Source organism: Rhodoferax koreense, assembly GCF_001955695.1.
GTDB lineage: Bacteria > Pseudomonadota > Gammaproteobacteria > Burkholderiales > Burkholderiaceae_C > Rhodoferax_B > Rhodoferax_B koreensis.
In genome coordinates this window covers 1122451-1145565 of the sequence record NZ_CP019236.1, presented here as the reverse complement: position 1 = coordinate 1145565, position 23115 = coordinate 1122451, and the positions used below count along the sequence as shown (strand labels likewise).

Here is a 23115-nt window from a genome sequence, read left to right as displayed (position 1 = left end):
AGAGGCGGCATGGCCTCCAGTCTTCGCTTGAGGCTTGCCCTGTGGCTGCTGTTGCCGCTTTCGGTGTTCGTTGCCATCTGCGGCTACCTCAGCTGGCGCAACGCTGCGGCGGTGGCCGACTACGTGCAGGACCACGACCTGCTGTCCTCGGCCAAGGTCCTGTCCGACCGGCTGATCTGGGAAGGCGACAACGTGCAGGCCAGCGTGCCGCCGTCGGCGCTGAGCCTGTTCACCTCGCCCGAGCGCGACCGCGTCTTCCTCAGCGTGACCGACGCCGCCGGCGACGTGCTGGCCGGCTCGCCCGGCTTCCCGCTGCCCAGGGAACGCCGGCCGCAGGGCACCGACCGCGCCCAGTGGTTCGACACCGTGTTCGACGGCCTGCCGCTGCGCGCGGTGCTGACCACACGCTCGATGTACGACGTGGCCGGCGCGCGCGAGATCACCATCGCCGTCGGCAAGACCACCGGCAGCCGCGACCACATGCTGCGCAGCCTGTGGTGGCCGACCATGGAATACCTGCTGATCGCGCTGCTGCTGGCCGTGGCGCTGACCACGCTGGCCCTCACGCTCGAGTTGCGCCCGGTGGTGCGGCTGAGCCGGCAACTGGCCGGGCACGATCCGCTGCATCTGGACCTGGCGCTGGACGCGCGCGGCCTGCACACCGAGCTGCGGCCCATCGCCGACACCGTGAACCGCTTCGCACAGCAGATCAAGGCGCATTCGGAAGCCCAGCGCCGCTTCATCGCCGACGCAGCGCACCAGTTGCGCACGCCGCTGGCGCTGCAGGCCTCGCAGATCGAATACGCGCGCTACACGCGGCAGCACCGCGGCGACTGGGCGACCCGGCGCGCCGACATGGACGCGATGTGGCTGGACATGCAGACCAGCAACCGCCGCCTGGTCGACGTGACCAACAAGCTGCTGCTGCTCGCGCAGGCCGAGCACAGCGACGCCCACACCGGCCTGGAGGCGGTGGACCTGGCGGCCGTGGCGTTGCGCTGCGTGGAGCAACTCGCCGCGCTGGCCGACCGCCGCCACATCGACCTGGGCCTGGACATCGCGGCCGATGCCACGCCAGCCACGGTGCAGGCGCAGCCGGCCCTGCTCGACGCACTGGTCGCCAACCTGCTCGACAACGCGCTGCGCTACACACCCGAGGGGGGCCGCGTCACCCTGGGCGTGCGGCGCGTGCGCGGCGCCATCGAGCTCACGGTGGAGGACGACGGCCCGGGCATTCCCGAAGCGGTGCGGCCCCGCGTGTTCGAGCGCTTCTACCGCGCGTCGCACGACACCGAAGGCACCGGCCTCGGCCTGGCCATCGTGCAGCAGATCGCGCGGGCTTTCGGCGCAACACTCACGCTCGGGCCGAATCCGCATGAGGCCGGCCGCGCCGATGGCCGCGAAGGCCTGCTGGTGACGGTGCGCTTCGCTGATGCCGCTGGGCATCAGTCGTAGCGGATGCGGGTGGGCTCGATCTCGTAGCGCCAGCTGCCGGCCTCTTCACGGCGCACCGTCTCGGCGACGAAATCCACGATGTCGTCGCGCCGGACCAGCGGCGTCCGGGTGGCGGATTCCCACGCGGCCTCGTCGGGCAGTTCGATGAAGAAGCGGCAGCACCGCCCGCCATGCGCGTGGCGGAAATCGATGCGCAGCGCACCTTCGACGTAGGTGATGACGCCAGCGCGGAAACTGCCGCGGTATTCGAGCCGGCAACCCGCACCCCGCGCCAGGAAATCGGATTCGAGCGAGGTGCCGCCGCGGCCGTTGGCATAGGTCGGGGCGGCCGTGCCGCCGTTCCCGCCCGGCATCAGGCGCCGGCTGGCAGGCCGGCGCGCCTGCGCATCGAGGGACGCCCACGCGGGCATGCGGAAGTGAGGCATCGACGCGGGATTTTCATCGGTCCGGAAACACGGTCGGGGCTTCGCATCTTCGTTGCGGCAGGTATCGCCCGCGTTGCGCCGGTGCGCCGGAGTTGTTTCATTTGTTGCAGCCAGACGGGTCGGGTGCCGGGTTCGCAACGATCCTGATTTGATAGCAATAAACGCATATCCAGATTGTGAAGAAGGCATTTTCGACGTGTATCATTTCCGTGGCAAAATCGCGGAAACCGGCGAGTCTGTTATGGTTTACCCACATGCAGTCCCTGCCCCGTCTCACCCAACCCGCCGCCTTGTTCCTCGATTTCGACGGGACCCTCGTCGATCTGGCCGACCAGCCCGAGCTGGTGCACGTGCCGTCGGAACTCGTGCCCTTGCTGACCGCCCTGCAGGCACGCTTCGACGGCGCGCTGGCCGTGGTGTCGGGGCGGCGCATCGTGGACATCGACACGTTTCTCGCGCCCCTGGAACTGCCGGCCGCCGGCGAACATGGCGCGCGGCGCCGCGATGCCGCCGGTACCTTGTTCGAAGCCGAGCCGCACGACCTGCAGCGTGTCATCGACGCCGTGCTGCCGCTGGCCGAAAAACACCCGGGCCTGCGGCTCGAACGCAAGGAAGCCGCGGTGGCGTTGCACTACCGACACGCCCCGTCGCTGGAAGCGCTGTGCCGCGATACGTTGGTGGAGGTGCTGCGCAACGAGCCGGCCCTGACGCTGCTGCACGGCAAGTTCGTGTTCGAGGCCAAGCCGCTGGGCGTGAGCAAGGGCAGCGCCATCGAAGCCTTCATGCGCGAGGCGCCGTTCACGGGCCGCCAGCCGGTGTTCGCCGGCGACGACGTGACCGACGAAGCCGGCTTCGAGGCCGTGCGCCGGCTGGGCGGCCTGGGCATCAAGATCGGCCTGGGTCCGACCATGGCCCAGCACCGCTGCGCCAGCCCTGCGGAGTTGCTGAGCTGGATGACGTCGCTGCTCGAAGCACACTGACCGCGCCCGGCCACCGCGCGTGCCGGCCACCGGCGCGCTGACCACTGTTGAAGAAGGAAGTCCGAATGAGCCGATTGGTCGTAGTTTCCAACCGCATTGCCGACCCACGCAAGACCGCCGCCGGCGGCCTGGCCGTGGCCCTGGGCGAAGCCCTGAAGACCACCGGCGGGATGTGGTTCGGCTGGAGCGGCACGGTGGTCGAAGCCGGCACGCCGGGCGAAGGCGAAATGCACACGCAGCAGGCAGGCAACGTGACGCTGGCCACGGTGGACCTGTGCAAGGAAGACCACGACAGCTTCTACCTGGGCTACAGCAACGGCGTGTTGTGGCCGGTGTTCCACTATCGGCTCGACCTGGCCGATTTCGACGCGGGTTATATCGCCGGCTACCGCCGCGTGAACCAGATGTTCGCCAAGAAGCTGATGCCGCTACTCAAGCCGGACGACATCATCTGGGTGCACGACTACCACCTGATCCCGCTGGCGGCCGAGCTGCGCGCCATGGGCTGCACCAACCGCATCGGCTTCTTCCTGCACATCCCGCTGCCGCCGCCGCTGATCCTGGCCGCGATCCCGCAGCACGAATGGCTGATCCGCTCGCTGTTCGCCTACGACCTCGTGGGCTTCCAGGCCGAGGCCGACGTGCAGCATTTCGCGCGCTATGTCGGCGAGGAGGCCGGGGCGGAAGCGCTCGACCCGCACCACTTCCGCGCCTTCAACCGCACCGTTCGCGCCCAGGCCTTCCCGATCGGCATCGACGTGAACGAGTTCCAGGCCCTGACGCGCGCGCGCGAATCGATGGACATGTTCGAGCGCATGCGCGAGGAATACGCCCGCCGGCGGCTGCTGGTGGGCATCGACCGGCTCGATTACTCCAAGGGCCTGCCGCACCGCATCAAGGCCTTCCGCCACCTGCTGACCAACTACCCGGAAAACCGCAACAGCGCGACGCTGATCCAGATCGCCTCGCCATCGCGCGAATCGGTGGACGCCTATGCCGACATCCGCCAGCAGCTCGAAGGCCTGTGCGGCGCGGTGAACGGCGACTTCGGCGAACTCGACTGGATGCCGGTGCGCTACATCCACCGCACAGTGGCACGCAAGCGGATTCCCGGGCTGTGCCGGGCCGCGCGCGTCGGCCTGGTGACGCCGCTGCGCGACGGCATGAACCTGGTGGCCAAGGAATTCGTGGTGGCACAGGATGCGGCCGACCCCGGGGTGCTGGTGCTGTCCCGCTTCGCGGGCGCGGCCGAACAGCTCAAGGAAGCCTTGTTGGTGAACCCGTACGACACGCATGGCACGGCCGAGGTGATTCAGCAGGCGCTGCAAATGCCATTGGAAGAACGCCAGCGCCGGCACCAGAAACTGCTGGAGCGGATTCGCGAATTCGACGTGCACTGGTGGCGCAAGGCCTTTTTGCAGGCATTATCGGAAACCGAACCTGGCGGTTGAAACCGCGAGACATGTACGGGCGGCCCCGTACCGCGACGCCCGCGAAAAGCAGAAAGCCGGCAATGCCGGCTTTCTTTTTGCTTTCAATCCCGGGATAAACCCCTGGGAAACCCGGTTTCGCCGATCAGGCGATCAGGAATTGCGCGCGGTCCTGGTCCTGAATCCAGCGCGGTGGCTTGCCACGGCCGGTCCAGGTATCGCCGGTGGCCGGATTACGGTATTTGGGCGCCACCTTGGTCTTGCCGCCGGATTTATCTGCCGCGGCCTTGGGGCCACGGGTCTTGCCAGTAGGGAATACGTCTTCCGGCGTCAATTCGAAATCGGCCACCAGGGCTCGCACCTGGGCCAGGGCTTGCGCATTTTCGCGCTGGCGAGCCTCGCTGATTTGACGTTCCAGGGCTTCGCGTTGCTGAAGGAGCTCTTTATAGGTGGTCATATTGGTTCTGATGAAAAATGGAATCGAGAACCTTGATTATATTCATCAGAACCGATTATGCGAATCGGCTCCCGCTTTCATTCACACAAAATTTACAAAGGAATCATTAATTCCAGCCGTATTCCACTCCAAAACCCTTGGCATGCCATTGGCGGGTACCGAATGGCAAGGCGAGCAGCCAATTAAGCCCCGTGCGACAGCAGGGCCAAAGCGGCGTAATCGCCCACCTTGTCCGCCAGTCCGGCTGGGACACAACGCATGCCCGCGGTTAATGAAGGCAGGCGGCCGTCAATATGCGATTGCAGGCGCGGCAGCAGTAAATCGCGGTTGTGCCAGAAAACGCTGCCGCCCAGGCTGATGGCCTGCAGGTCGAGCGTGACCACCAGGTTGTACAGCGTGCGACCCATCACGAGGCACAGGCCATCGACGATGGCCAGCGCGTCAGCATCGCCGGCACCCGCCGCCTTGAACAAAGGCGCGGCTTCCTGGCCGAAGCGGCGCGCGATGGCATTGCCCGCGATCAGGCCTTCCACGTCGCCGATGTTGCCGCAGCCGCACAGCGCGTCGTTGTTGTCCGAGACGAACATGTGGCCCGCGTGGCCGGCATTGCCGTTCTTGCCGCGCAGGATGTGGCCGTCCACGCACAGGCCCATGCCGATGCCGGTGCTCCAGGTCACGTACGCGCAGTGGTCCAGCCCCTGCAGCGCGCCCCAGCGGCGTTCGGCCTCGAGTGCGGCGATGCAGTCGTTCTCCACCCGCACCCGTTGGCCGAAGCGCGCGCGCAGCGGGGCTTCGAGCAGGGCGGAATGCCAGTCGTTGGGCAGGCCGCGCGCCGGGCCGGCCAGGCCGCCGCAGATGTTGGGCGCGGCCAATTCGACCAGGCCGTCGGTGAGCACGAACGGCCCGCAGGACGACACCCCGACCTCGTCGACCGTGGACGCCTGCACGCCGACTTCGGCGCAGGCCTCCTCGACCATGCGGATGATCTGCACGGCCAACGCGTCGTTGGCACCGGTCTTGGCCGTGGGCTCGGCGCGGCGCGCCTGCAGGCTGGGGGTGGTGCCCTGGTTGTCGGTCAGGCTGACGGCGACCTTGGTGCCGCCGATGTCTACACATGCTTTCATGGGAATAGCTCGAAAAACTAGAGGATTTTTGAAATGACGCTGGCCAAGGCGCTCAGCACGATGGTGGTGGTGAATGGCAGAAACCACTCACGCCCGAACAGTTTGAATCTCACGTCGCCCGGCAGTTTGCCGAAGCCCAATTTGCCGAGCAAGGGTGTAAACCAGCTGATGAAAATCAGCGCCACGAAAATGACAAGCAGCCAGCGGATCATGATGTCAAAGCGTGTGGCTGCGATCGCCGTTTTTGAAACCGATTGCATCCCAGGCAGTCCCCTTGGCGAAGCCGACCACCTTGAACAGTTCACCCATTTCGTGCTCCTGGATCAGCTTAATGGCCCGCGCGCGGTCCATGACGTCGCCCTGTTCCATCCGTGCGAGCAGGCCGCAGTTCATCAGGAAACGCGCCTGGTTGGCATAACCCAGCACCTCCAGCCCCGCGTCCTGGCCGGCCAGCGCGATGGCGGTGAAATTGACGTGGGCGGTGATGTCCTTCAGGCCGACGTCGGCCAGCGGATCGGGATCGGCCCGGTGCGCCCGGTGGCACATCACCGTGCCGCCGCTGCGCTGCGGATGGTAGTACTCGCCCTCGGGAAAGCCGTAGTCGAGGAAGAACGCCGCGCCGCGCTGCAGCCGTTCGGCCAGGGTGTGGATGAAGGCCACGCCCTGCGCATGGATCTCGGTGAGGTAGTCGTGCGGGCCTTCGATGTCGACCGGCGGGCGCAAATCGGTGGTACGGTCCTGCCAGGCCCATGGGGCATCGCCTTCCCCCTCGGCCACGCCGCGCTCGAACCATTCGCCGTCGACGCGCGCCAATAGCTGCACCGGCATGGCGTCGAGCACCTCGTTGCCGACGACCACGCCGTGCATGGCCTCGGGCAGTGCATCGACCCAGACGACCTTGCCTTCGAACGCCGCCAGCGCCGCCTGCTGGCGCCCGCGCAGCACGCCGGAGAGGTCGACGATGGTGTAGCGGTCGATCCGGTCGCCGAGGGCCTCGAGCAGCTGCAGCGCGAGCGCGCCCGAACCCGCGCCAAATTCCCAGACTTCACGGGTGCCGGTGGCCTCGAGCGCCTCGGCGATCTGCGCGGCCAGCGCACGGCCGAATAGCGGCGACATCTCGGGCGCGGTGACGAAATCGCTGCCGGTGACGCGCTGTCCGTCTTCCATGACGGTGGGCATGGTGCCGAACTTGAGGCTGGTGTTGGCGTAGTAGCCCAGGCCCGGCGTGTACAGCGCCATGGCCATGAAACGGTCGAAGCCGATCCAGCCGCCGGCGGTGCGGATGGCGGCGGAAATCTCGCCCTGGAGGGCGGTCGTTAAACTGTGGGGACTTGTGATCACCCCTGGATTGTCCCCGAATGCCGCCCCTGCCCGATTCCGCCTCCGAAGCCGTACCCGCCGCGCGCACCGTGCTGGTCACCGGCGCGGCCAAGCGGCTGGGCCGCGAGATCGCGCTGGCGCTGGCCTCGGCGGGCTGGCAGGTGGCGGTCCATTACCGAAGCTCCGAACAGGACGCTAGCAAAACTGTAGCTGACTGCGCCGATTTATCCAGGGACAGCGGCACTTTTCATGCGAAATTCCAGGCCGACCTGGCCGACGAGGCCGCGGTGCGCGCGCTGCTGCCGCGGGTGGTGGCGCATTTCGGCGCGGTGGACGCCGTGGTCAACAGCGCCTCGACCTTCGAGAACGACGGCGCCGAGAGTTTCAGCTTCGCATCGATGGAGCGGCACTGGCGCGCCAACACCGGCGCCCCGGTGCTGCTGGCACAGGCGTTGCATGCGCACCTGGCCGAGCGGCCCGATCGGCCAGGCACGGCCCGGGTGGCAGGGGTGGTGGTCAACCTGCTCGACCAGAAGTTATGGAACCTGAACCCGGATTTTTTCAGCTACACCCTGTCCAAGGCCGCGCTCGAGGCCGCCGGCACCATGCTGGCGCTGGCGCTGGCGCCGCGCGTGCGCGTCGTGGGCGTGGCGCCCGGGCTCACGCTCACCAGCCACCTGCTGGACGACGCGGCCTTCGCCGAGCGCCACCGGCTGGCACCGCTGGGCCGCTCGTCCACGCCGGCCGACGTGGCGGCCACGGTCAAGTTCGCGCTGGACAACCAGTCGCTCACCGGCACCACGCTGGTGGTCGACGGCGGCCAGCACCTGATGAAGTTCGACCGCGATTTTTCGCTGATGTCCTAGTGGACGAAAACCCCATGCCCAACACCGCCGGCAGCCAGACGCTGCACCTCACAGGCCTGCGTTTCGATGCCAACGTCGGCATCTTCGATTTCGAAAAGACCGATCCGCAGCCGATCCAGGTCGATGCCTCGCTGAACCTCGGCACGCAGCCGCTGCATCCGCGCGACGACGACATCCACCACGTGCTCGACTACCGCAAGGTGCGCCAGATCATCATCGACGAATGCACGGCCGAACACGTGAACCTGCTGGAGAGCCTGATCGGCAAGCTCGCCGCGCGGCTGATGTTGCTGCCCGGCGTGCTCGGCGTGCGCGTGAAGATCGCCAAGCTGGAGATCTTCGACGACTGCGAGGTCGCGATCCGCATGGAAACCGGGCAGTGGTGAGGCCATGCGCGAACCCGGCCTGCTGAGTCCCGCGCGCCGCCTGCTGCTGTGCGGCTTGCTGCTGCCCGCGCTGCCGGCCTTCGCCACCGACACGGTGAAAATCCTCACCGAGGAATATCCGCCGTACAACTACACGGACAACGGCGTCATCACCGGCCTCGGGACCGAGGTGGTGCAGGCGGTGCTCCGGGAGATCAACGTCGAGGGCCAGTTCCAGTCGATGCCCTGGGCGCGCGCCTACGAGACCGCACAGCGCGCCGACAGCGTGTTGATCTATTCGATGAACCGCTCCAAGGAACGCGAGAACCTCTTCAAATGGGTGGGCCAGATCACGCCGACCGACTTCTACCTGTTCTCGCTGAAGAGCCGCAACATCCGCATCAACGAGCTGTCCGAGGCCCGCAACCTGCAGATCGGCACCGTGAACCAGGACGTCGGCGAGCAGTTCCTCGTCCAGCAGGGCTTCGTGGTGGGACGCAACCTGCAGTCGAGCAACCGCTACGAGCTCAACTACGAGAAGCTCAAGCGCGGACGCATCGACCTGTGGATCATGAACGAACTCGGCGCGTACTACATGGCGCGCCAGGCCGGTGACGATCCCGCCGCGACGCTGCAGAAGAACCTGCGCGTCGCCGAACTCAGCGGCGGCGGCAACTACATGGCCTTCGGCCTGAAGACGCCCGACGCACTGGTCGAACGCTTCCGCAAGGGCCTGGAAGCCATCAAGAAAAACGGCACCTACGACGCCTTGCAGCGCAAGTGGCTTTGACCGTCGATCCATCTCCCTCGCCGGCGCCTACCACGACGGCGGCCCCGACGCTGCGGCGCAACTCGCTCGGCGGGCGCCTGGTGCTGGCCACGCTGGCGTTCTGCCTGCTGTTCACCGTCGTCGTGGCGGCGCTGCGGACCTGGTCGGCCTGGCAGAACAACGTGGCCGCCATGTCGGGCGAGCTCCAGCTGATCGCCCAGGTGTACCAGCGCACGCTGTCCAAGTCGATCTGGGACATGGACCGGGAATCGCTGCAGGCCCACCTGACCAGCGCGGCCAACGTGGCTTCGGTCGGCCAAGTGGTGGTCAGCCTGCAGTCGAGCAACCGTGCGCCCGAGGTGTTCCAGCGCCGGCGTGAGGGCTGGCGGCCGTCCACCCTGGCGCCCGTCCTCCACGTGAAGCTCGACTACGAGGCCTTTCCCGGCTCCAGGGAGGCGGTGGGGGAATTCTCGCTCTATGGCGACGAACGCGTCCTGTGGCAAAGGCTGCGCGCCGAGATGGTGGCCATCGTCGCCACCCAGGTGGCGCAGTCGCTGCTGCTGGCCAGCCTGATCATGCTGATGTTCAGCCGACTGGTGACGGTGCACGTGCGTCGCATCGCCCAGCACCTGAGCCAGCTCACACCGCTCAACCTGGACACCAAGCTCACGCTCGAGCGGGACCGCCGGCGACAGGACGAGCTGTCCCTGCTGGTCAGCGGCGTGAACCAGTTGCAGGGCAATTTGTCGGATTACCTCGAACGCCAGCAGCGCGACGAGAAGGAGCTCATCGCCCATCGCGACAACCTGGCCGCGCTGGTGCGCGAACGCACGCTGGAGCTCGAGAAAACCAACGACCGGCTGGAGAGCGCCAACGCCATGCTCGACGGCCTGGCCCGCACCGATCCGCTGACCGGCCTGGCCAACCGGCGGCACTTCGACGAGACCAAGGAGATCGAATTCCGCCGCGCGCAGCGCAATGGCCAGCCGTTGTCCCTGCTGGTGTGCGACATCGACGAATTCAAACGCTACAACGATGCCTATGGCCATGCCAAGGGCGACCAGTGCCTGCGCGCCGTGGCCCGTGCGATCGAGTCGACCTGCGCACGCGCCGGCGAACTCGTTTCGCGCATCGGCGGCGAGGAATTCGCCGTGCTGCTGCCCGGCACCGACGCCCAGACCGGCACGCTGCTGGCCACGCAACTGCTGCAGGCCGTGGCCGAACTCGGCATCGCGCACCGCGATTCCGGCACGGCGCCGTTCATTACCGTGAGCATCGGCCTGGCGCAATTCGACGCCGAGCGGATGCAAAGTTTCGACGCCCTGTTCGAGCAGGCCGATACCGCGCTGTACCTGGCCAAGAGCCGCGGCCGCAACCAGGTGGCGGTGGCCGAGCCGCAAAAATCCTTGGACGACAAATGGAGCTGACCATGAAATCTGCCTTGCTGATCTTGCTGACAGGCATCGCGGCGCTGTCGCCGATCGCGGCCTCGGCCGAGAGCGTTCGGGCGGTCACGGAAGCCTCGCCCTACGTCACCCTGCAGGGCAATCAGGTGGCCGGCCCGGCCACCGAGGTGCTGGAGAAGACGCTGGCCACCGCCGGCATCAAGGACTTCAAGGTCAACATCTATCCCTGGGCCCGCGCCTACGACATGGCACTGAGCGAGCCCAACGTGCTGATCTACCTGATCGCCCGCACGCCAGAGCGCGAAAAGCAGTTCCACTGGGTCGGCGAATTCATCCAGGTGCGCTACTTCCTCTACAGGCTCAAGGAGCGCGCCGACATCGCGGTGCAGAACCTGGACGCGGCGCGCAACTACGTGATCGGCGTGATGCGCGACGACACCCGCCACCAGTATCTGACCAGGCAGGGCTTCTCGCGGCTGGTCGTGTCCGCCCAGGTGGCGGAAAACTTCGCGCAGTTGCTCAACCGCAAGGTCGACATGGTGCCGCTGAGCGAAAACGGCGCGTCCACCCAGTGCCGGCAGGCCAACTTCGACTGCGCCTCGCTCGAAAAGGTATTGCCGCTCGAAGAACTCAACACCGGCCTGTACATGGCCTACAGCCTGAGCACGCCGCCCGAACTCGTGGCCCGCACGAAGGCCGCGTTCGAGCAGCTGCGGGGCAACGGCACGGTGCGCCGCATCATGGAAGCCAGGACGGTGGCGCCGAACGGGAAATAGCACCCGAAAAGCCTCGAAAACCACCGGGCTGGGATAATCGCGGTTTTCCCGGAACCGAGAACCACACCATGAGCGCCCTATGGACCGCCGACGAGGCCGCGCCCGTCACCCCCGGCTTGCCCGACTTCAGGATCGAGCGTGAAACGCACAAGCTGGAAAAGCGCTTGTGCCGCGAAACCGGCCGCGCCATCGTCGACTACAACATGATCGAGGAAGGCGACAAGGTCATGGTGTGCATGAGCGGCGGCAAGGACAGCTACGCCATGCTCGACATCCTGCTCAAGCTCAAGGCCCGCGCGCCCATCCATTTCGACCTGATCGCCGTCAACCTCGACCAGAAGCAGCCCGGCTTTCCCGAGGAAGTGCTGCCGAGCTACCTGAGCGCGCTGGGCGTGCCGTTCCACATCGAGAACCAGGACACCTACAGCATCGTCAAGCGCGTGATCCCAGAGGGCAAGACCACCTGCGGCCTGTGCAGCCGGCTGCGCCGCGGCATCCTGTACCGCGTGGCCGATGAACTCGGCGCGACCAAGATCGCGCTCGGCCATCACCGCGACGACATGCTGCAGACCTTCTTCCTCAACATGTTCTTCGGCGGCAAGCTGAAAGGCATGCCACCCAAGCTGGTGAGCGACGACGGCCGGCACATCGTGATCCGCCCGCTGGCCTACGTGGCCGAGAAGGACCTGGTCCGCTGGGCCGCGCACAAGCAGTTCCCGATCATCCCTTGCACGCTGTGCGGCAGCCAGGAAAACCTGCAGCGCAAACAGGTGGCCGAGATGCTGCGCGAATGGGAAAAGAAGTTCCCCGGACGCATCGAAAGCATGTTCGGCGCGCTGCAGAACGTCGTGCCCTCCCATCTGATGGACGGAACCCGCTACGACTTCAAGGGTCTGAAGACCACCGGCGTGCCCAGCGAAGAGGGCGACAAGGCCTTCGACGCCGAGTCGTTCCCCACGCCCGTCACCGGCTTGCCCGGCCTGCAGGTAGTGCGCCTGTAGACCGGCTGGCGCGGCGCGCCGCCCTTGGAGTCCACATGAAACTTCTGCCGTCCCTGCGTTCCTCGTTCGCCGCGGTGTGCGCGATCACCGCCGCCATCGCCCTCTCGGGCTGCGCCACGGCCTGGCGCGTCGACAGCGATGTGCAGACCTTCTCCAGCCTGCCCGCCACCGCCACCACGCCGGCCGGCGCCGCCGCGCCGAGCCCGGCCACCTTCCGGTTCGAGCGGTTGCCGCTGCAGCAGGCCACGCCCGCCCAGCAGGCCGCACAGACCCGTCTCGAAGCCATGGCGCTGCCCGCCCTGACCCAGGTCGGCATGGTGCAGGACGATGCCCACGCGCGCTACAACGTGCAAGTTTCGGCGCAACTCCAGCAGGTGCTGCCGGACTACTGGGATCGGCCGGCACCCGGCTACTGGTGGCCGCGCACCTCCATCTACTACGGCCGCGGCGGTGGTGGCGCCTGGTGGCCCTACTACGGCGGCGGCTTCGGCTACGGCTTCTATTCGGGCTGGGACGAACGCGCCTACCGGCGCGAGGTGAGCGTGGTGATGCGCGACGCCGCGACCGGCCAGGTCGTCTACGAAACCCGCGCGGCCAACCTCGGCCGCTGGCCGGTGGACCGCGACGTGTTGCCGCTGATGTTCTCGGCCGCGCTCAGCGGCTTTCCCCAGCCCCCGGCCGGCTTGCGCCGCGTCAACATCACCGTGGCGCGTTGAGATGAACACCCCCGATGCGCCTGCGGCGCTTCCCCCTCCAGGGGGCGATACCAGCGGCCTGGCAGGGCCTGTCCCGAGTTCAGTCGAAGGACCAGTTCCGCGGTATCGCTGGCATGGCTGAAGCGCGTCCCGACAGCCTGATCTGCGACGGCTGCGACGCGGTCTACCGCCGGGTGCCGCTAAGGCCGCGCGAGGTGGCGCGCTGCCCGCGCTGCGCCACCGAACTCGAGCGCCACACCGGCACGCAGCACCGCCGCATCCTGCCGCTGGCGCTGGCCAGCCTGGTGATGTTCGCCATTGCCAATCTGTTTCCCATCGCCGAGATCGAACTGCGCGGGCTGCGCAGCCAGACCACCCTTGTGGGCGCCGTGGCGGCGCTGGGCGGCGAGGGCATGTCGCTGGTGGCCTTGCTGGTGCTGGCCACCACGCTGCTGTTCCCGCTGGTGCAACTGCTCATCCTGCTGTGGCTGCTGGTGCCGCTGCAATGGCACCGGCGCCGCGTGGCAGGCTTCGCACCGCTGGTGCGGCTGATGCAGATGCTGCGGCCCTGGGGCATGGTCGAGGTGTTCATGCTCGGCGTGCTGGTGGCCATCGTCAAGCTCACCAGCCTGGCCACGGTGCTGCCCGGCCCGGCGCTGTGGGCCTTCGTCGCGCTGACGGTGCTGCTGACGGTGGTGATGTCGTTCGATCCCCGCGGATTCTGGGAAATGGCCGAAGGCGCGCTGGAAGAGGCGCCGATCGCGCCTTCGCCAGCCGTGAGGGGCCAGCGCACATGACCGAACGCGCCATCACCTCCGGCCTGATCGGCTGCCGCCATTGCGGCACGGCCTGGTCGAACGCGGCCGACGGCGAGGCCTGCGCACGCTGCGGCACGCGGCTGCACCTGCGCAAGCCCGACAGCCTGAACCGCACCTGGGCGCTGCTGATCGCGGCCTGCATCATGTACCTGCCGGCCAACCTGCTGCCGGTGATGATCACCACCACGCTGTTCGGCACGCAGCAGGACACCATCCTCAGCGGCGTGATCTACTTCTGGGTCAGCGGCGCCTACGGCCTGGCCGCCATCGTGTTCGTCGCGAGCTTCCTGGTGCCGCTGTTCAAGCTCGCCGCGCTGTTCGTGCTGGTGGTGTCCGCGCAGCGGCGCAGCCACTGGCGACGCGCCGAACGCGCCAGGCTCTACCACGTGGTCGAATTCATCGGCCGCTGGTCGATGCTCGACGTGTTCGTGGTGGCGCTGCTGGCCGGACTGGTGCGCATCCAGGGCTTCGCCGAAATCACCGCCGGCATCGGCATCGCGGCCTTCGGCTCGGTGGTGGTGCTGACCATGCTGGCCTCGCTGAGTTTCGATCCCAAACTGACCTGGGACGGTGACGACATCCCCGATCAAGGAAAACGAATTGACCACCCCTGAGAACACTGCACCGGCCTCGGCTCCGGCCCCGAAGATCGAGCGCCGCCGCGACTGGCTGCCGTCGCTGATCTGGCTGATCCCGATCGTGGCGGCCATCGTCGGCATCACCCTCGTGGTGCATGTCCTCATGGGCCGCGGCCCGCAGATCGAGCTGCGCTTCAAGACCGCCGAAGGCCTGGAGGCCCACAAGACCGCTGTGAAGTACAAGGACGTGCAGATCGGCATCGTCGAGGGCCTGCGCCTCGCACCGGACCGCAGCCACGTGCGCGTGATGGTGCAGCTCAACAAGGACGCCGAGGCCTTCACCACGCGCGACACGCGTTTCTGGGTGGTGCGGCCGCGTTTCGACATGTCCGGCGTGTCGGGCCTGGGCACGCTGCTGTCGGGCGCCTACATCGGGGCCGATGCCGGCACCGACAAGGAAACCGCCAGCGAGTTCGCCGGACTGGAGGCGCCGCCCACCGTCACGCGCGACGCCTCCGGCCGGCAGTTTGTGCTGCATGCCAACGACATCGGCTCGCTCGACGTGGGCTCGCCGATCTACTACCGGCGCATCAAGGTCGGTCAGGTGGCGGCATTCGAACTGAACCCCGACGGCAACGGCGTGACGCTGCGCATCTTCGTCAACACGCCGTACGACAAATTCATCGGCGCGAACACGCGCTTCTGGCAGGCCAGCGGGCTCGACATGCAGCTCAATGCGAGCGGCCTCACGCTGCGCACCCAGTCGCTGGCCACCATCCTGCTCGGCGGCATCACCTTCGGCGCACCGGACAACCAGGCCGGCCCGGCGGCGCAGGAGAACACCGACTTCGCGCTGGCCGCCGACGAGGCCACGGCCATGAAGCAGCCCGACGGCCCGGTGCAGAACGTGCTGGTCTACTTCAACCAGTCGCTGCGCGGGCTGGCGCCGGGCGCGCCGATCGATTTCCGCGGCGTGGTGATCGGCGAGGTGAAGTCCATCGGCATCGACTTCGACCGCAGCGCGCACGAGTTCCGCATGCCGGTGCTGCTGCAGATCTACCCCGACCGCCTGCGTCGGCGCGATGTCAACCGCGAAAAGGGCGACCAGCTCACCCAGCGGCAGGGCATCCAGTTCCTCGTCGACCAGGGCCTGCGCGCGCAGCTGCGCACCGGCAACCTGCTCACCAGTCAGCTGTATGTCGCGCTCGACTTCTTCCCCAAGGCGCCCAAGGCCAAGGTCGACTTCAGCAAGAATCCGCTGGAGCTGCCGGTGATGGCCAACAGCCTGGACGAGTTGCAGTCGCAGGTGCAGGAGATCGCGGCCAAGATCAACAAGGTGCCGTTCGAGCAGATCGGCAAGGACCTGCGCACCACGCTGGCCACGCTCGACAAGACCCTGAACGGCGCCGAACAGCTGGTGAACTCGCTGAAGAACGACGTCTCCCCGGAAATCACCGCGGCCGTGAAGGACGCGCGCAAGACCATCGACAGCGCCGGCCGCACGCTGGCCGAAGACGCGCCGCTGCAGCAAGACATGCGCCAGACGCTGCAGGAGCTCACCCGCACCGCCGCCTCGGTGCGCGTGCTCACCGACTACCTCGAGCGCCATCCCGAATCGCTGCTGCGCGGCAAACCCGACGACAAGAAATGAAACACGCCCCGCTCCGCTCTTCTCCGCTGCGCGCCAGCGCCGGCCTGTTTGGGGCCGCGGCCCTGGTCCTGGCCGGCTGCGCGAGCCAGCCCGACCGCTACTACACGCTGGCTTCGCCCACCGCCCCGGCACCGGTGGTCACCGCCGGCGCGGCGCCCGTCTTCATCGAGCTCGCACCCGTCGCCATGCCGGAGCGCCTGGCCCGGCCGCAGATGCTGGTGCGCCGCGCCGGCACGACCGGCGCCGAGGTGCAACTGCTCGAGCAACACCGCTGGACCTCATCTTTGGAGAACGAAATGCGCGACGCGCTGGCCAGCGGCATCGCGACCAGGCTGGGCGCCATCGACGTGACCAAGGGTGGCCGGCAACTGCCCACGCCCGCGTGGCGCATCGCGGTGCAGCTCCGGCAATTGGATGCCGTGGAGGACAGCCGCGTCGACGCCGCCTTCAGCTGGACCGTGCGCCGCGCCGACACCGAACGCAGCGCGGCCTGCCAATGGTCCGCCAGCACGCCCGTGGGACAGGGCATCGCGGCGCTGGCCCAGGGCGCGCAGATCGCCACGGCCGACGCGGCACAGGCCATCGCGCGCCATGTCGCGGCCTTGCAAGCCAACCCGTTGGCCGGCTGCCCCAACTCCTAGAATGGCGCCGATGCAAGCCACCCGCCTCATTGCCATCCGCCACGGCGAAACCGCCTGGAACGTCGACACCCGCATCCAGGGCCATCTCGACATCCCGCTCAACGCCATGGGCCGCTGGCAGGCGCAGCGGGCGGCCCAGGCGCTGGCCGGTGAAGCCATCACCGCCGTCTATGCCAGCGACCTGTCGCGCGCCTTCGAGACGGCCGGCGCGGTGGCTGCGGTGGCCGGGGTCGAGGTCATCCCCGAGCCCGGCCTGCGCGAACGCCACTTCGGGGTGTTCCAGGGCCGCACCTTCGCCGAGATCGAGGCCGAGTCGCCCGAACAGGCGCTGCGCTGGCGCAAGCGCGACCCCGATTACGCCTCCGAAGGCGGTGAATCGCTGAACATCTTCCGCGACCGCGTGGTCGGCACCGTGGCCCGGCTCGCGGCCCGCCACCCGGACGAATTGATCGTGCTGGTGGCGCACGGCGGCGTGATGGACGTGTTGTACCGCGCCGCCACCGGCCAGGGCCTGCAGGCGCCGCGCACCTGGCTGCTCGGCAACGCCGCGATCAACCGGCTGCTGTGGACGCCCGACGCCCTGACGCTGATCGGCTGGTCGGATACCGGTCACCTGGACAACGCGGCCATCGACGAATCGACCGCCTGATGATCGACGTCGGCGCGTCCGTGCAAGCCATCGACACGCCCGCGCTGGTGGTCGACCTCGACGCCATGGAGCGCAACATCGCGCGCATGGCGGCTTTCGCCGCCGCCCACGGCGTGCACTGGCGGCCCCACGCCAAGATGCACAAAAGCGCCGCCCTGGCCCTGCAGATGATGGCTGCGGGCGCGGTCGGCGTGTGTGTGCAGAAAACCGCCGAGGCCGAGGCCATGCTGGCCGGCGGGGTCGGCAACATCTACATCAGCAACGAAGTCGTTTCGCTATCGAAATTGCAGCGCGTCGCGCAGATGGCAGCTGCGCTGAAGGCCAAAAACACATCAGACCGACTGGCCATCGCGGTGGACAGCGCCGAGGGCGTGCAGCGCCTGGCCGAGGCCATCGGCCGGGTGGCCGGCGATACACGTGACGTGATCGACGTGTTCGTGGAGATCGACGTCGGCCAGGGCCGCTGTGGCGTGGCACCCGGCCCGGCCGCCGTGGCGCTGGCGCGGCAGGTCGCGCAACATCCCCAACTGCGCTTCAAGGGCCTGCAGGCCTACCACGGCGGCGCGCAGCACCGGCGCCGCCATGCCGAACGGCAGCAGGCCATCGCCGAGGTGCTGCGCCAGGTGCAGGCCACGCGGGCCTTGATTGAAGCCGCGGGGCTGAAGGTCGAGCTCGTCACCGGTGCCGGCACCGGCACCATGGCGCTGGAGGCCGCCAGCGGCGTCTATGGCGAGTTGCAGTCCGGCTCCTTCCTGTTCATGGACGCCGACTACGCCGCCAACGAGGCCGACCCGGCGCGGCCGGCCTTCGAACACGCGCTGTTCGTGAAGACGCAGGTCGTCAGCACCAGTGCCGCGCACGCGGTCTGCGACGCCGGCCACAAGAGCCATGCGATCGACTCCGGCCTGCCGCGGGTGTTCCGCCCGGACGGCGGCCCGGCGCTGGCCTACTTCAACGGGGGCGACGAACACGGCATCCTGCGCACCGCCGAGCCCGGCCAGCCCCTGCCCGCGCTCGGCGACGTGCTGTGGCTGATCCCCGGCCATTGCGATCCGACGGTGAACCTGCACGACCACATGGTCGGCGTGCGCGGCGGGCTGTCGGCAGGCCGGGTGGAGCGGCTGCTGCGCGTGGATGCGCGCGGCGCCCTGACCTGAGCCTGCGCGCTTACGGCGACTCCAGCACCAGCCGCATCCCCACCAGCGGATACCGCGTCTGCGCCGTGTTCCAGTTGCGGTAGGACGAGCGGGCATAGAAGGCCCAGGTGTGCCAGGAGCCGCCGCGGCGCACGTGCACGTTGGCGTCCGGCGGGCCTTGCGGATCGTCGACGGGGGAATGCGCGTAGTAGTCCTCGGCGTACCAGTCGGACACCCATTCCCAGGCATTGCCGTGCATGTCGTACAGGCCGAAGGCGTTCGGCGCGAAGCTGCCCACGGGCGCGGTGAAGGCAAAGCCGTCGCTGCCGGCCAGCGCCTGCTTCTGCCAGCGCGGCCAGTTCACGGCCGACGTGCGGTCGAAGGTGTTGGCCACTGCCACCAGGGCCTCGGGGTCGTCGCCATTCTGGTAACGCGTGCGGGTGCCGGCGCGGCAGGCGTATTCCCATTCGGCCTCGGTGGGCAGGCGGTAGCGCCGGCCCTCGGTACGGCTCAGCCAGGCGGCCAGGGCCTGGGCGTCGTTCCAACTCACGTTGACGACCGGGTGTGCGTCGGTCTGCGCGAAGCCCGGGTTCTGCCAGGAGTAACGTTTGTCGCGGCCCTCGAAGGCGTCGCCGGAGGCCGAGGTTTCACCGTCGTAGGCCGGGTTGTAGCCGTAGCCGCCGGTGCCGTCGGCCACGGATTCGGGCACGTAGCCCGAGGCCTGCAGGAAGCGGCGGAACTGCCCCACCGTCACCTCGAACCGGCCCATGTAGAACGCGCGCGTGATGCGCACCCTGTGCACCGGCGCCTCGTCGGCCAGGTCGAGGAAGCGCTGGTTCTCGAGTTGCGGGTAACTGCGCGCCAAGGCGGCCGGCGTCTCGTCGCTGCCCATCAGGAACTCCCCGGCCGGCACGCGGACGAAAGCCATGCCGAGGCTGTTCTCGACGGCCGGCGGCGGACCGAGCGAGGCGCAGCCGGCCACCAGCGCGAGACCGAAGACGAGCAGCAGCCGGGTGCAAGGCTTGAGAAGGGAGTTGAAGGTGTGATGCATGGTTCAGCGTGGGGGTATGGCATCGGCACGCCACTGCAGCGCGCTGGTGGCCAGTGGGTCGAAACCCGGATCGCGGTTGAGCCGGAGCCGGCCGCCCTTGGTGCGCCACTGCACCGCGGGTTGCGCCGCGGTTTTGGCGTCGATGGCTTCGGGCGCGCCGAGCTGGGCCATGGCCTGGCGCAGCGCGGCATGGTGCGCCCACCACGGCAGGTCGATGGCCACGTACGCCAGGCGGCCCCGGTTGAAGTACGCCGCGAACTGCATGGCGGGCACGGCATCCACCCGCGCGATGTCGGCCCAGCAGACGCGGTCGCCCAGCGTCTGCCGTTCGCGGGTTTCGCTGATGCAGCGCAGCGGCACGCCGGCCAGGTGCCTTTGCAGCGCCGCTTCGTCCATGGCCGACGACAGTTCGTCGAAACGCGGGCTGGCCGCGGGCTGCGCCTGCAGGAAATGCCGCCGGTAGGCATCGGCATCGCCCCGGTGGCGCCAGGCCAGGCCGGCGGCCAGCAACAGCAGGATCAGCAGGATGAACCCCAGCATTTGGGACAGCCGGCGCCGCGCCGAAGAAGTGGGCCCGGTGCGCATCATCGTCCCTGCGGCGCAGCGGGCGACTGGCGCGCTATGCCGTTCAGGCGCCGGGCCAGGCCGGTCATCTCGTCCGCAAGCACACGCATGCGCGCGTCGAGATCGGCCGGCGCATAGGCCCCTTCGCGCGCCTTGCGCAGCTCCAGGCCGATGGATTCGGCCATGATCTCGCACATGCGCCGGTACAACTGCACCGCCTGGCCCGTGTTGTCCCATTGCGGCACGCGCAGCTGGCGCAACCGGGCGGCGATGCGCTGGCATTGCGGCGCGGCCACCTGCTCGGCGTAAGCCAGGTACTGGCGGCGGTTGATCTGCCCCTGCTGGCGTCGCTGGCCCGCGAGCTCCAGCCCCTGGAACACCGCATGGAACTGCGGCGTGATCACGCGCAGCGATTCCTGCGCCTCGTAGATGGCACCGGGCCAGACCTGCGGCACCGGCGTCGTCATCACGCCGAAGACCACGGCCGCCGCGGTGCCCGCCATCGCCAGCCCCGCGTAGGCCGGGCGCTGGCCAGCCGCGGCGAGGTCGAAACGCCCCTTCAGCAGCAGGCCGAGCAGCAGGCCGGCGACCAGGCCACCGACATGGGCCGCGTTGTCCACGTTCGACTGGGTGAAACCGTAGGCCAGCGAATACACCACGAACAGCCCGAGCCCGGCCCACAGCCGCCGGCTGTCGTGCGGCGGCAGCCGGTGCCGGTACTGCAGGCTTGCGGCAAGCAGCGCGCCGAGCACGCCGAACACCGCACCCGAAGCGCCGACCGACACCGAGGACTGCCCCGCCGAATGCAGGCTGGCCACGCTGCCGCACAGCGCGGTGGCCAGGTAGACCAGCCCGAACTGGGCGTTGCCGAGCAGCCGGCTGAGTTGCCGGCCCGCGGCCCACAATGCCAGCATGTTGAAACCGAGATGGCTGGCCCCGCCATGCAGGAAGGGTGCGGTCAGCAGCCGCCAGTACTCGCGGTCGAGCAGCACCGCGGCCGCGGAATTGGCACCCCACTGGTGCAGTTGCGCAGGCTTGGGCGTGGTGGGGCTGATGCCGTCGGCCAACTGCAGCCCCCACACCGCCACGTTGGTGGCCACCACCAGGTACAGGGCCCAGGTGTGCGGCGTGAGCCGGTCGAGTTCGTGCTCGAACTGCGCCGTGGCCCGCGCCTGCACCAGGCTGGCGGCTTCGCCCAGGCCAGCCGCGGCGCGCAGCGGCGCCAGCCGCCGGTGGATCGCATCGAAGGCCTCATCCTGCTGCTCGGGGGTGAGCATGTGCAGGTTGATCACCGGCCGGGCCGGATTGCGCCCGCTCAGGAAATGCCGGCGGTCGGGCCGCGCGGGGTCGGGTCGCAGCACCAGGCGCAACTGGCCGCCGTGGGCCCGGTCGAGCTCCGCGTCTTCGAGCCAGTCCCAGGCCAGGGGGTTGGTGGCGGCCGGCAGCTGGGTCGAGCCAATGCCCCGCGCATCGAGGCGCAGCACGGGTTGGCGGCCGATCGCCTGATGCACGAGTCTGGCCGCCAGCCACAGCGTCACCAGCGCCGCGCAGCCGGCGGCGACGCCGAGCCACTGGCTGCCGGTGCCGCGCATGGCTTCCACCAGGGACTGGCTCAGCAGCCCGCCGAATAGGGCGGTCAGCACCGCCAGCAGCAGGCTCTGGCGCCGCAGCGTGGGCAGGAACACCACCGTGGCTGCGGCCGGACCGGACACCGGCGATGGGTTCAGCACCATGCAGGCAACATGTCGCCGGCTCAGGCGGCGCCGAACAGGTCGTTGTCGGCCTTCGGCGGTGTCACGCCGAGGTGCCGGTAGGCCGCCAGCGTGGCGATGCGGCCGCGCGGCGTGCGCTGCAGAAAGCCCTGCTGGATCAGGTACGGCTCGATCACGTCTTCGATGGTGCCTGCTTCTTCGCCGATGCTGGCGGCAATGTTGTCCAGCCCCACCGGGCCGCCGTCGAAGCGCAGGATCACCGCTTCGAGCAGCTTCCTGTCCATCACGTCGAAGCCTTGCGGGTCGACGTCGAGCAGGGCCAGCGCGCGGTTGGCGATGTCCAGCGTGATGGTGCCCGTGCCCTTCACGTCGGCGTAGTCGCGCACGCGGCGCAGCAGCCGGTTGGCGATGCGCGGCGTGCCGCGCGAACGGCGCGCGATTTCGAAGCCGCCATCCACTTCAATCGGTGCGTTCAGCAGGCCGGCGCTGCGCCGCACGATGCGCGCCAGCTCGTCGGGCGTGTAGAACTCGAGCCGGGCGACGATGCCGAAGCGGTCGCGCAGCGGGTTGGTCAGCATGCCCGCGCGCGTGGTGGCGCCCACCAGCGTGAACGGCTGCAGGTCGAGCTTGATGCTGCGCGCGGCCGGGCCTTCGCCGATCATGATGTCGATCTGGTAGTCCTCGAGCGCGGGGTACAGGATTTCCTCGACGACCGGGCTCAGCCGGTGGATCTCGTCGATGAACAGCACGTCGTTCTTCTCGAGGTTGGTCAGCAGCGCGGCCAGGTCCTTCGGCTTCTCCAGCACCGGGCCGCTGGTCTGGCGCAGGTTCACGCCGAGTTCGTGGGCGATGATGTGCGACAGCGTGGTCTTGCCCAGCCCCGGCGGGCCGAACAGCAGCACGTGGTCGAGCGCCTCGTTGCGCTTCTTGGCCGCGCCGATGAAGATCTCGAGCTGCTCGCGCGCCTTGGCCTGACCCACGTAGTCGTCGAACAGTTTGGGCCGCAGCGCGCGTTCGATGGCCTCCTCGGCGGGCGAAGCCGGTGCGGCGGACACCACGCGTTTGGACGGCGGCACGGCGAAATCGTCAGTCTGGATGGACACGGAAAGACCCGGGACTCGGAAGCAGGAAAAAAGCCGGTGGCGGCACCGGCGGGATGCTGCCACTATAGCCGCTGGCGCGCACGTCCCCGCCGCACGCCACGGCTCAAGTGCCAGGTCAGAATGCCGATAAAGCAGGGAACCAC

The 23115-nt window shown here is 68.3% G+C and carries 25 protein-coding genes; 16 read left to right on the top strand and 9 right to left on the bottom strand.

Translation table 11 applies throughout. The features are described from left to right. The first annotated feature begins 9 nt into the window (after positions 1-9). Entirely contained in the window at positions 10-1455 is a 1446-nt protein-coding gene (locus RD110_RS05505; protein WP_076197436.1) for a sensor histidine kinase, read from the top strand. Here RD110_RS05505 and RD110_RS05500 read toward each other — a convergent pair. Next, positions 1446-1865, bottom strand: coding sequence for a hypothetical protein (locus tag RD110_RS05500; protein WP_076197434.1), 420 nt, complete (start codon positions 1863-1865; stop codon positions 1446-1448). The two genes, RD110_RS05505 and RD110_RS05500, sit on opposite strands and share 10 nt — an antisense overlap. Positions 1866-2134: 269 nt before the next feature. Here RD110_RS05500 and otsB point away from each other — a divergent pair, with 269 nt between their 5' ends. Further along, positions 2135-2860 carry a trehalose-phosphatase gene (otsB, locus tag RD110_RS05495; protein WP_076197432.1) on the top strand — a complete coding sequence of 242 codons (726 nt, stop codon included), beginning with the start codon at positions 2135-2137 and terminating at the stop codon, positions 2858-2860. 65 nt (positions 2861-2925) lie between these two features. Further along, the gene (gene otsA / locus RD110_RS05490) at positions 2926-4311 is read left to right on the top strand and encodes an alpha,alpha-trehalose-phosphate synthase (UDP-forming) (RefSeq protein ID WP_076197430.1); all 1386 of its coding nucleotides are present in this window, start codon (positions 2926-2928) and stop codon (positions 4309-4311) included. A gap of 124 nt (positions 4312-4435) precedes the next feature. Here the strand turns inward: otsA and RD110_RS05485 are convergent, their stop codons facing one another. From RD110_RS05485 to RD110_RS05470, 4 genes are all read right to left on the bottom strand, one after another. Then, positions 4436-4747, bottom strand: a complete 312-nt coding sequence (locus RD110_RS05485) for an H-NS histone family protein (RefSeq protein ID WP_076197428.1) — start codon at positions 4745-4747, stop codon at positions 4436-4438. A gap of 182 nt (positions 4748-4929) precedes the next feature. Next, positions 4930-5871, bottom strand: a complete 942-nt coding sequence (locus RD110_RS05480) for an ROK family protein (RefSeq protein ID WP_076197417.1) — start codon at positions 5869-5871, stop codon at positions 4930-4932. Between the two features lie 17 nt (positions 5872-5888). Further along, the gene (locus RD110_RS05475) at positions 5889-6083 is read right to left on the bottom strand and encodes a DUF2905 domain-containing protein (protein WP_076197415.1); all 195 of its coding nucleotides are present in this window, start codon (positions 6081-6083) and stop codon (positions 5889-5891) included. 4 nt (positions 6084-6087) lie between these two features. Further along, complete coding sequence (locus RD110_RS05470; protein WP_076197413.1) at positions 6088-7212, bottom strand: class I SAM-dependent methyltransferase; 1125 nt, start codon at positions 7210-7212, stop codon at positions 6088-6090. 17 nt (positions 7213-7229) lie between these two features. Between RD110_RS05470 and RD110_RS05465 the strand changes: the two genes are divergently transcribed. The 13 genes from RD110_RS05465 to RD110_RS05405 all read left to right on the top strand — a co-directional run bounded on the left by RD110_RS05465 (position 7230) and on the right by RD110_RS05405 (position 18563). Next, positions 7230-8057, top strand: a complete 828-nt coding sequence (locus tag RD110_RS05465; RefSeq protein ID WP_076197411.1) for an SDR family oxidoreductase — start codon at positions 7230-7232, stop codon at positions 8055-8057. Between the two features lie 14 nt (positions 8058-8071). Next, on the top strand, positions 8072-8443 hold the full coding sequence (locus RD110_RS05460) for a dihydroneopterin aldolase (RefSeq protein WP_076204432.1): 372 nt from the start codon (positions 8072-8074) through the stop codon (positions 8441-8443). A 4-nt stretch (positions 8444-8447) separates the two neighbouring features. Next, positions 8448-9212 (top strand): substrate-binding periplasmic protein, encoded by a 765-nt coding sequence (locus RD110_RS05455; RefSeq protein ID WP_076197409.1) that lies wholly within the window; start codon positions 8448-8450, stop codon positions 9210-9212. Continuing rightward, on the top strand, positions 9203-10618 hold the full coding sequence (locus RD110_RS05450) for a GGDEF domain-containing protein (protein ID WP_204250027.1): 1416 nt from the start codon (positions 9203-9205) through the stop codon (positions 10616-10618). The genes RD110_RS05455 and RD110_RS05450 overlap by 10 nt, the downstream gene beginning before the upstream one ends. A 2-nt stretch (positions 10619-10620) precedes the next feature. Continuing rightward, complete coding sequence (locus tag RD110_RS05445; RefSeq protein ID WP_076204426.1) at positions 10621-11373, top strand: substrate-binding periplasmic protein; 753 nt, start codon at positions 10621-10623, stop codon at positions 11371-11373. Between the two features lie 68 nt (positions 11374-11441). Then, the gene (gene ttcA, locus RD110_RS05440) at positions 11442-12374 is read left to right on the top strand and encodes a tRNA 2-thiocytidine(32) synthetase TtcA (RefSeq protein WP_076197407.1); all 933 of its coding nucleotides are present in this window, start codon (positions 11442-11444) and stop codon (positions 12372-12374) included. Positions 12375-12409: 35 nt separating this feature from the next. Further along, entirely contained in the window at positions 12410-13090 is a 681-nt protein-coding gene (locus RD110_RS05435) for a DUF4136 domain-containing protein (RefSeq protein WP_239467176.1), read from the top strand. A 113-nt stretch (positions 13091-13203) separates the two neighbouring features. Further along, a complete protein-coding gene (locus RD110_RS05430; RefSeq protein ID WP_076197405.1) occupies positions 13204-13866 on the top strand; it encodes a paraquat-inducible protein A in 663 nt (220 codons plus the stop codon). Beyond that, complete coding sequence (locus RD110_RS05425; RefSeq protein ID WP_076197403.1) at positions 13863-14501, top strand: paraquat-inducible protein A; 639 nt, start codon at positions 13863-13865, stop codon at positions 14499-14501. Before RD110_RS05430 ends, RD110_RS05425 begins: the two co-directional genes overlap by 4 nt. Further along, entirely contained in the window at positions 14488-16116 is a 1629-nt protein-coding gene (locus RD110_RS05420; protein ID WP_076197401.1) for a PqiB family protein, read from the top strand. Before RD110_RS05425 ends, RD110_RS05420 begins: the two co-directional genes overlap by 14 nt. After that, on the top strand, positions 16113-16757 hold the full coding sequence (locus RD110_RS05415; protein WP_076197399.1) for a PqiC family protein: 645 nt from the start codon (positions 16113-16115) through the stop codon (positions 16755-16757). Before RD110_RS05420 ends, RD110_RS05415 begins: the two co-directional genes overlap by 4 nt. Positions 16758-16767: 10 nt before the next feature. Next, positions 16768-17406 (top strand): histidine phosphatase family protein, encoded by a 639-nt coding sequence (locus tag RD110_RS05410; RefSeq protein WP_076204420.1) that lies wholly within the window; start codon positions 16768-16770, stop codon positions 17404-17406. Further along, positions 17406-18563 (top strand): DSD1 family PLP-dependent enzyme, encoded by a 1158-nt coding sequence (locus RD110_RS05405; RefSeq protein ID WP_076197397.1) that lies wholly within the window; start codon positions 17406-17408, stop codon positions 18561-18563. The genes RD110_RS05410 and RD110_RS05405 overlap by 1 nt, the downstream gene beginning before the upstream one ends. Before the next feature lie 10 nt (positions 18564-18573). On the opposite strand, the gene RD110_RS05400 is transcribed toward RD110_RS05405, so the two are convergent. Genes RD110_RS05400 through ruvB form a run of 4 tightly spaced genes read right to left on the bottom strand, consistent with a single transcriptional unit; the run spans position 18574 to position 22972 of the window. Beyond that, the gene (locus tag RD110_RS05400) at positions 18574-19593 is read right to left on the bottom strand and encodes a formylglycine-generating enzyme family protein (RefSeq protein ID WP_083686109.1); all 1020 of its coding nucleotides are present in this window, start codon (positions 19591-19593) and stop codon (positions 18574-18576) included. A gap of 3 nt (positions 19594-19596) precedes the next feature. Continuing rightward, entirely contained in the window at positions 19597-20133 is a 537-nt protein-coding gene (locus tag RD110_RS05395; RefSeq protein ID WP_076197395.1) for a hypothetical protein, read from the bottom strand. A gap of 44 nt (positions 20134-20177) precedes the next feature. Beyond that, positions 20178-21890 (bottom strand): rhomboid family protein, encoded by a 1713-nt coding sequence (locus RD110_RS05390; protein WP_076197393.1) that lies wholly within the window; start codon positions 21888-21890, stop codon positions 20178-20180. A gap of 20 nt (positions 21891-21910) precedes the next feature. Continuing rightward, a complete protein-coding gene (ruvB, locus tag RD110_RS05385; RefSeq protein WP_076197391.1) occupies positions 21911-22972 on the bottom strand; it encodes a Holliday junction branch migration DNA helicase RuvB in 1062 nt (353 codons plus the stop codon). Between the last annotated feature and the right edge of the window lie 143 nt (positions 22973-23115).

Excerpts from the sequence above, each read along its gene's own strand:
- RD110_RS05465 (WP_076197411.1), top strand. The coding sequence starts at position 7,230 with ATGCCGCCCCTGCCCGATTCCGCCTCCGAAGCCGTACCCGCCGCGCGC.
- ttcA (WP_076197407.1), top strand. The coding sequence starts at position 11,442 with ATGAGCGCCCTATGGACCGCCGACGAGGCCGCGCCCGTCACCCCCGGC.
- RD110_RS05485 (WP_076197428.1), bottom strand. The coding sequence starts at position 4,747 with ATGACCACCTATAAAGAGCTCCTTCAGCAACGCGAAGCCCTGGAACGT.
- otsA (WP_076197430.1), top strand. The coding sequence starts at position 2,926 with ATGAGCCGATTGGTCGTAGTTTCCAACCGCATTGCCGACCCACGCAAG.
- RD110_RS05425 (WP_076197403.1), top strand. The coding sequence starts at position 13,863 with ATGACCGAACGCGCCATCACCTCCGGCCTGATCGGCTGCCGCCATTGC.
- RD110_RS05415 (WP_076197399.1), top strand. The coding sequence starts at position 16,113 with ATGAAACACGCCCCGCTCCGCTCTTCTCCGCTGCGCGCCAGCGCCGGC.
- RD110_RS05405 (WP_076197397.1), top strand. The coding sequence starts at position 17,406 with ATGATCGACGTCGGCGCGTCCGTGCAAGCCATCGACACGCCCGCGCTG.
- RD110_RS05505 (WP_076197436.1), top strand. The coding sequence starts at position 10 with ATGGCCTCCAGTCTTCGCTTGAGGCTTGCCCTGTGGCTGCTGTTGCCG.
- RD110_RS05500 (WP_076197434.1), bottom strand. The coding sequence starts at position 1,865 with ATGCCCGCGTGGGCGTCCCTCGATGCGCAGGCGCGCCGGCCTGCCAGC.
- RD110_RS05435 (WP_239467176.1), top strand. The coding sequence starts at position 12,410 with ATGAAACTTCTGCCGTCCCTGCGTTCCTCGTTCGCCGCGGTGTGCGCG.
- RD110_RS05455 (WP_076197409.1), top strand. The coding sequence starts at position 8,448 with ATGCGCGAACCCGGCCTGCTGAGTCCCGCGCGCCGCCTGCTGCTGTGC.
- RD110_RS05430 (WP_076197405.1), top strand. The coding sequence starts at position 13,204 with ATGGCTGAAGCGCGTCCCGACAGCCTGATCTGCGACGGCTGCGACGCG.
- RD110_RS05475 (WP_076197415.1), bottom strand. The coding sequence starts at position 6,083 with ATGATCCGCTGGCTGCTTGTCATTTTCGTGGCGCTGATTTTCATCAGC.
- RD110_RS05460 (WP_076204432.1), top strand. The coding sequence starts at position 8,072 with ATGCCCAACACCGCCGGCAGCCAGACGCTGCACCTCACAGGCCTGCGT.
- RD110_RS05395 (WP_076197395.1), bottom strand. The coding sequence starts at position 20,133 with ATGCTGGGGTTCATCCTGCTGATCCTGCTGTTGCTGGCCGCCGGCCTG.
- RD110_RS05400 (WP_083686109.1), bottom strand. The coding sequence starts at position 19,593 with ATGCATCACACCTTCAACTCCCTTCTCAAGCCTTGCACCCGGCTGCTG.
- RD110_RS05410 (WP_076204420.1), top strand. The coding sequence starts at position 16,768 with ATGCAAGCCACCCGCCTCATTGCCATCCGCCACGGCGAAACCGCCTGG.
- RD110_RS05480 (WP_076197417.1), bottom strand. The coding sequence starts at position 5,871 with ATGAAAGCATGTGTAGACATCGGCGGCACCAAGGTCGCCGTCAGCCTG.
- RD110_RS05390 (WP_076197393.1), bottom strand. The coding sequence starts at position 21,890 with ATGGTGCTGAACCCATCGCCGGTGTCCGGTCCGGCCGCAGCCACGGTG.
- otsB (WP_076197432.1), top strand. The coding sequence starts at position 2,135 with ATGCAGTCCCTGCCCCGTCTCACCCAACCCGCCGCCTTGTTCCTCGAT.
- RD110_RS05445 (WP_076204426.1), top strand. The coding sequence starts at position 10,621 with ATGAAATCTGCCTTGCTGATCTTGCTGACAGGCATCGCGGCGCTGTCG.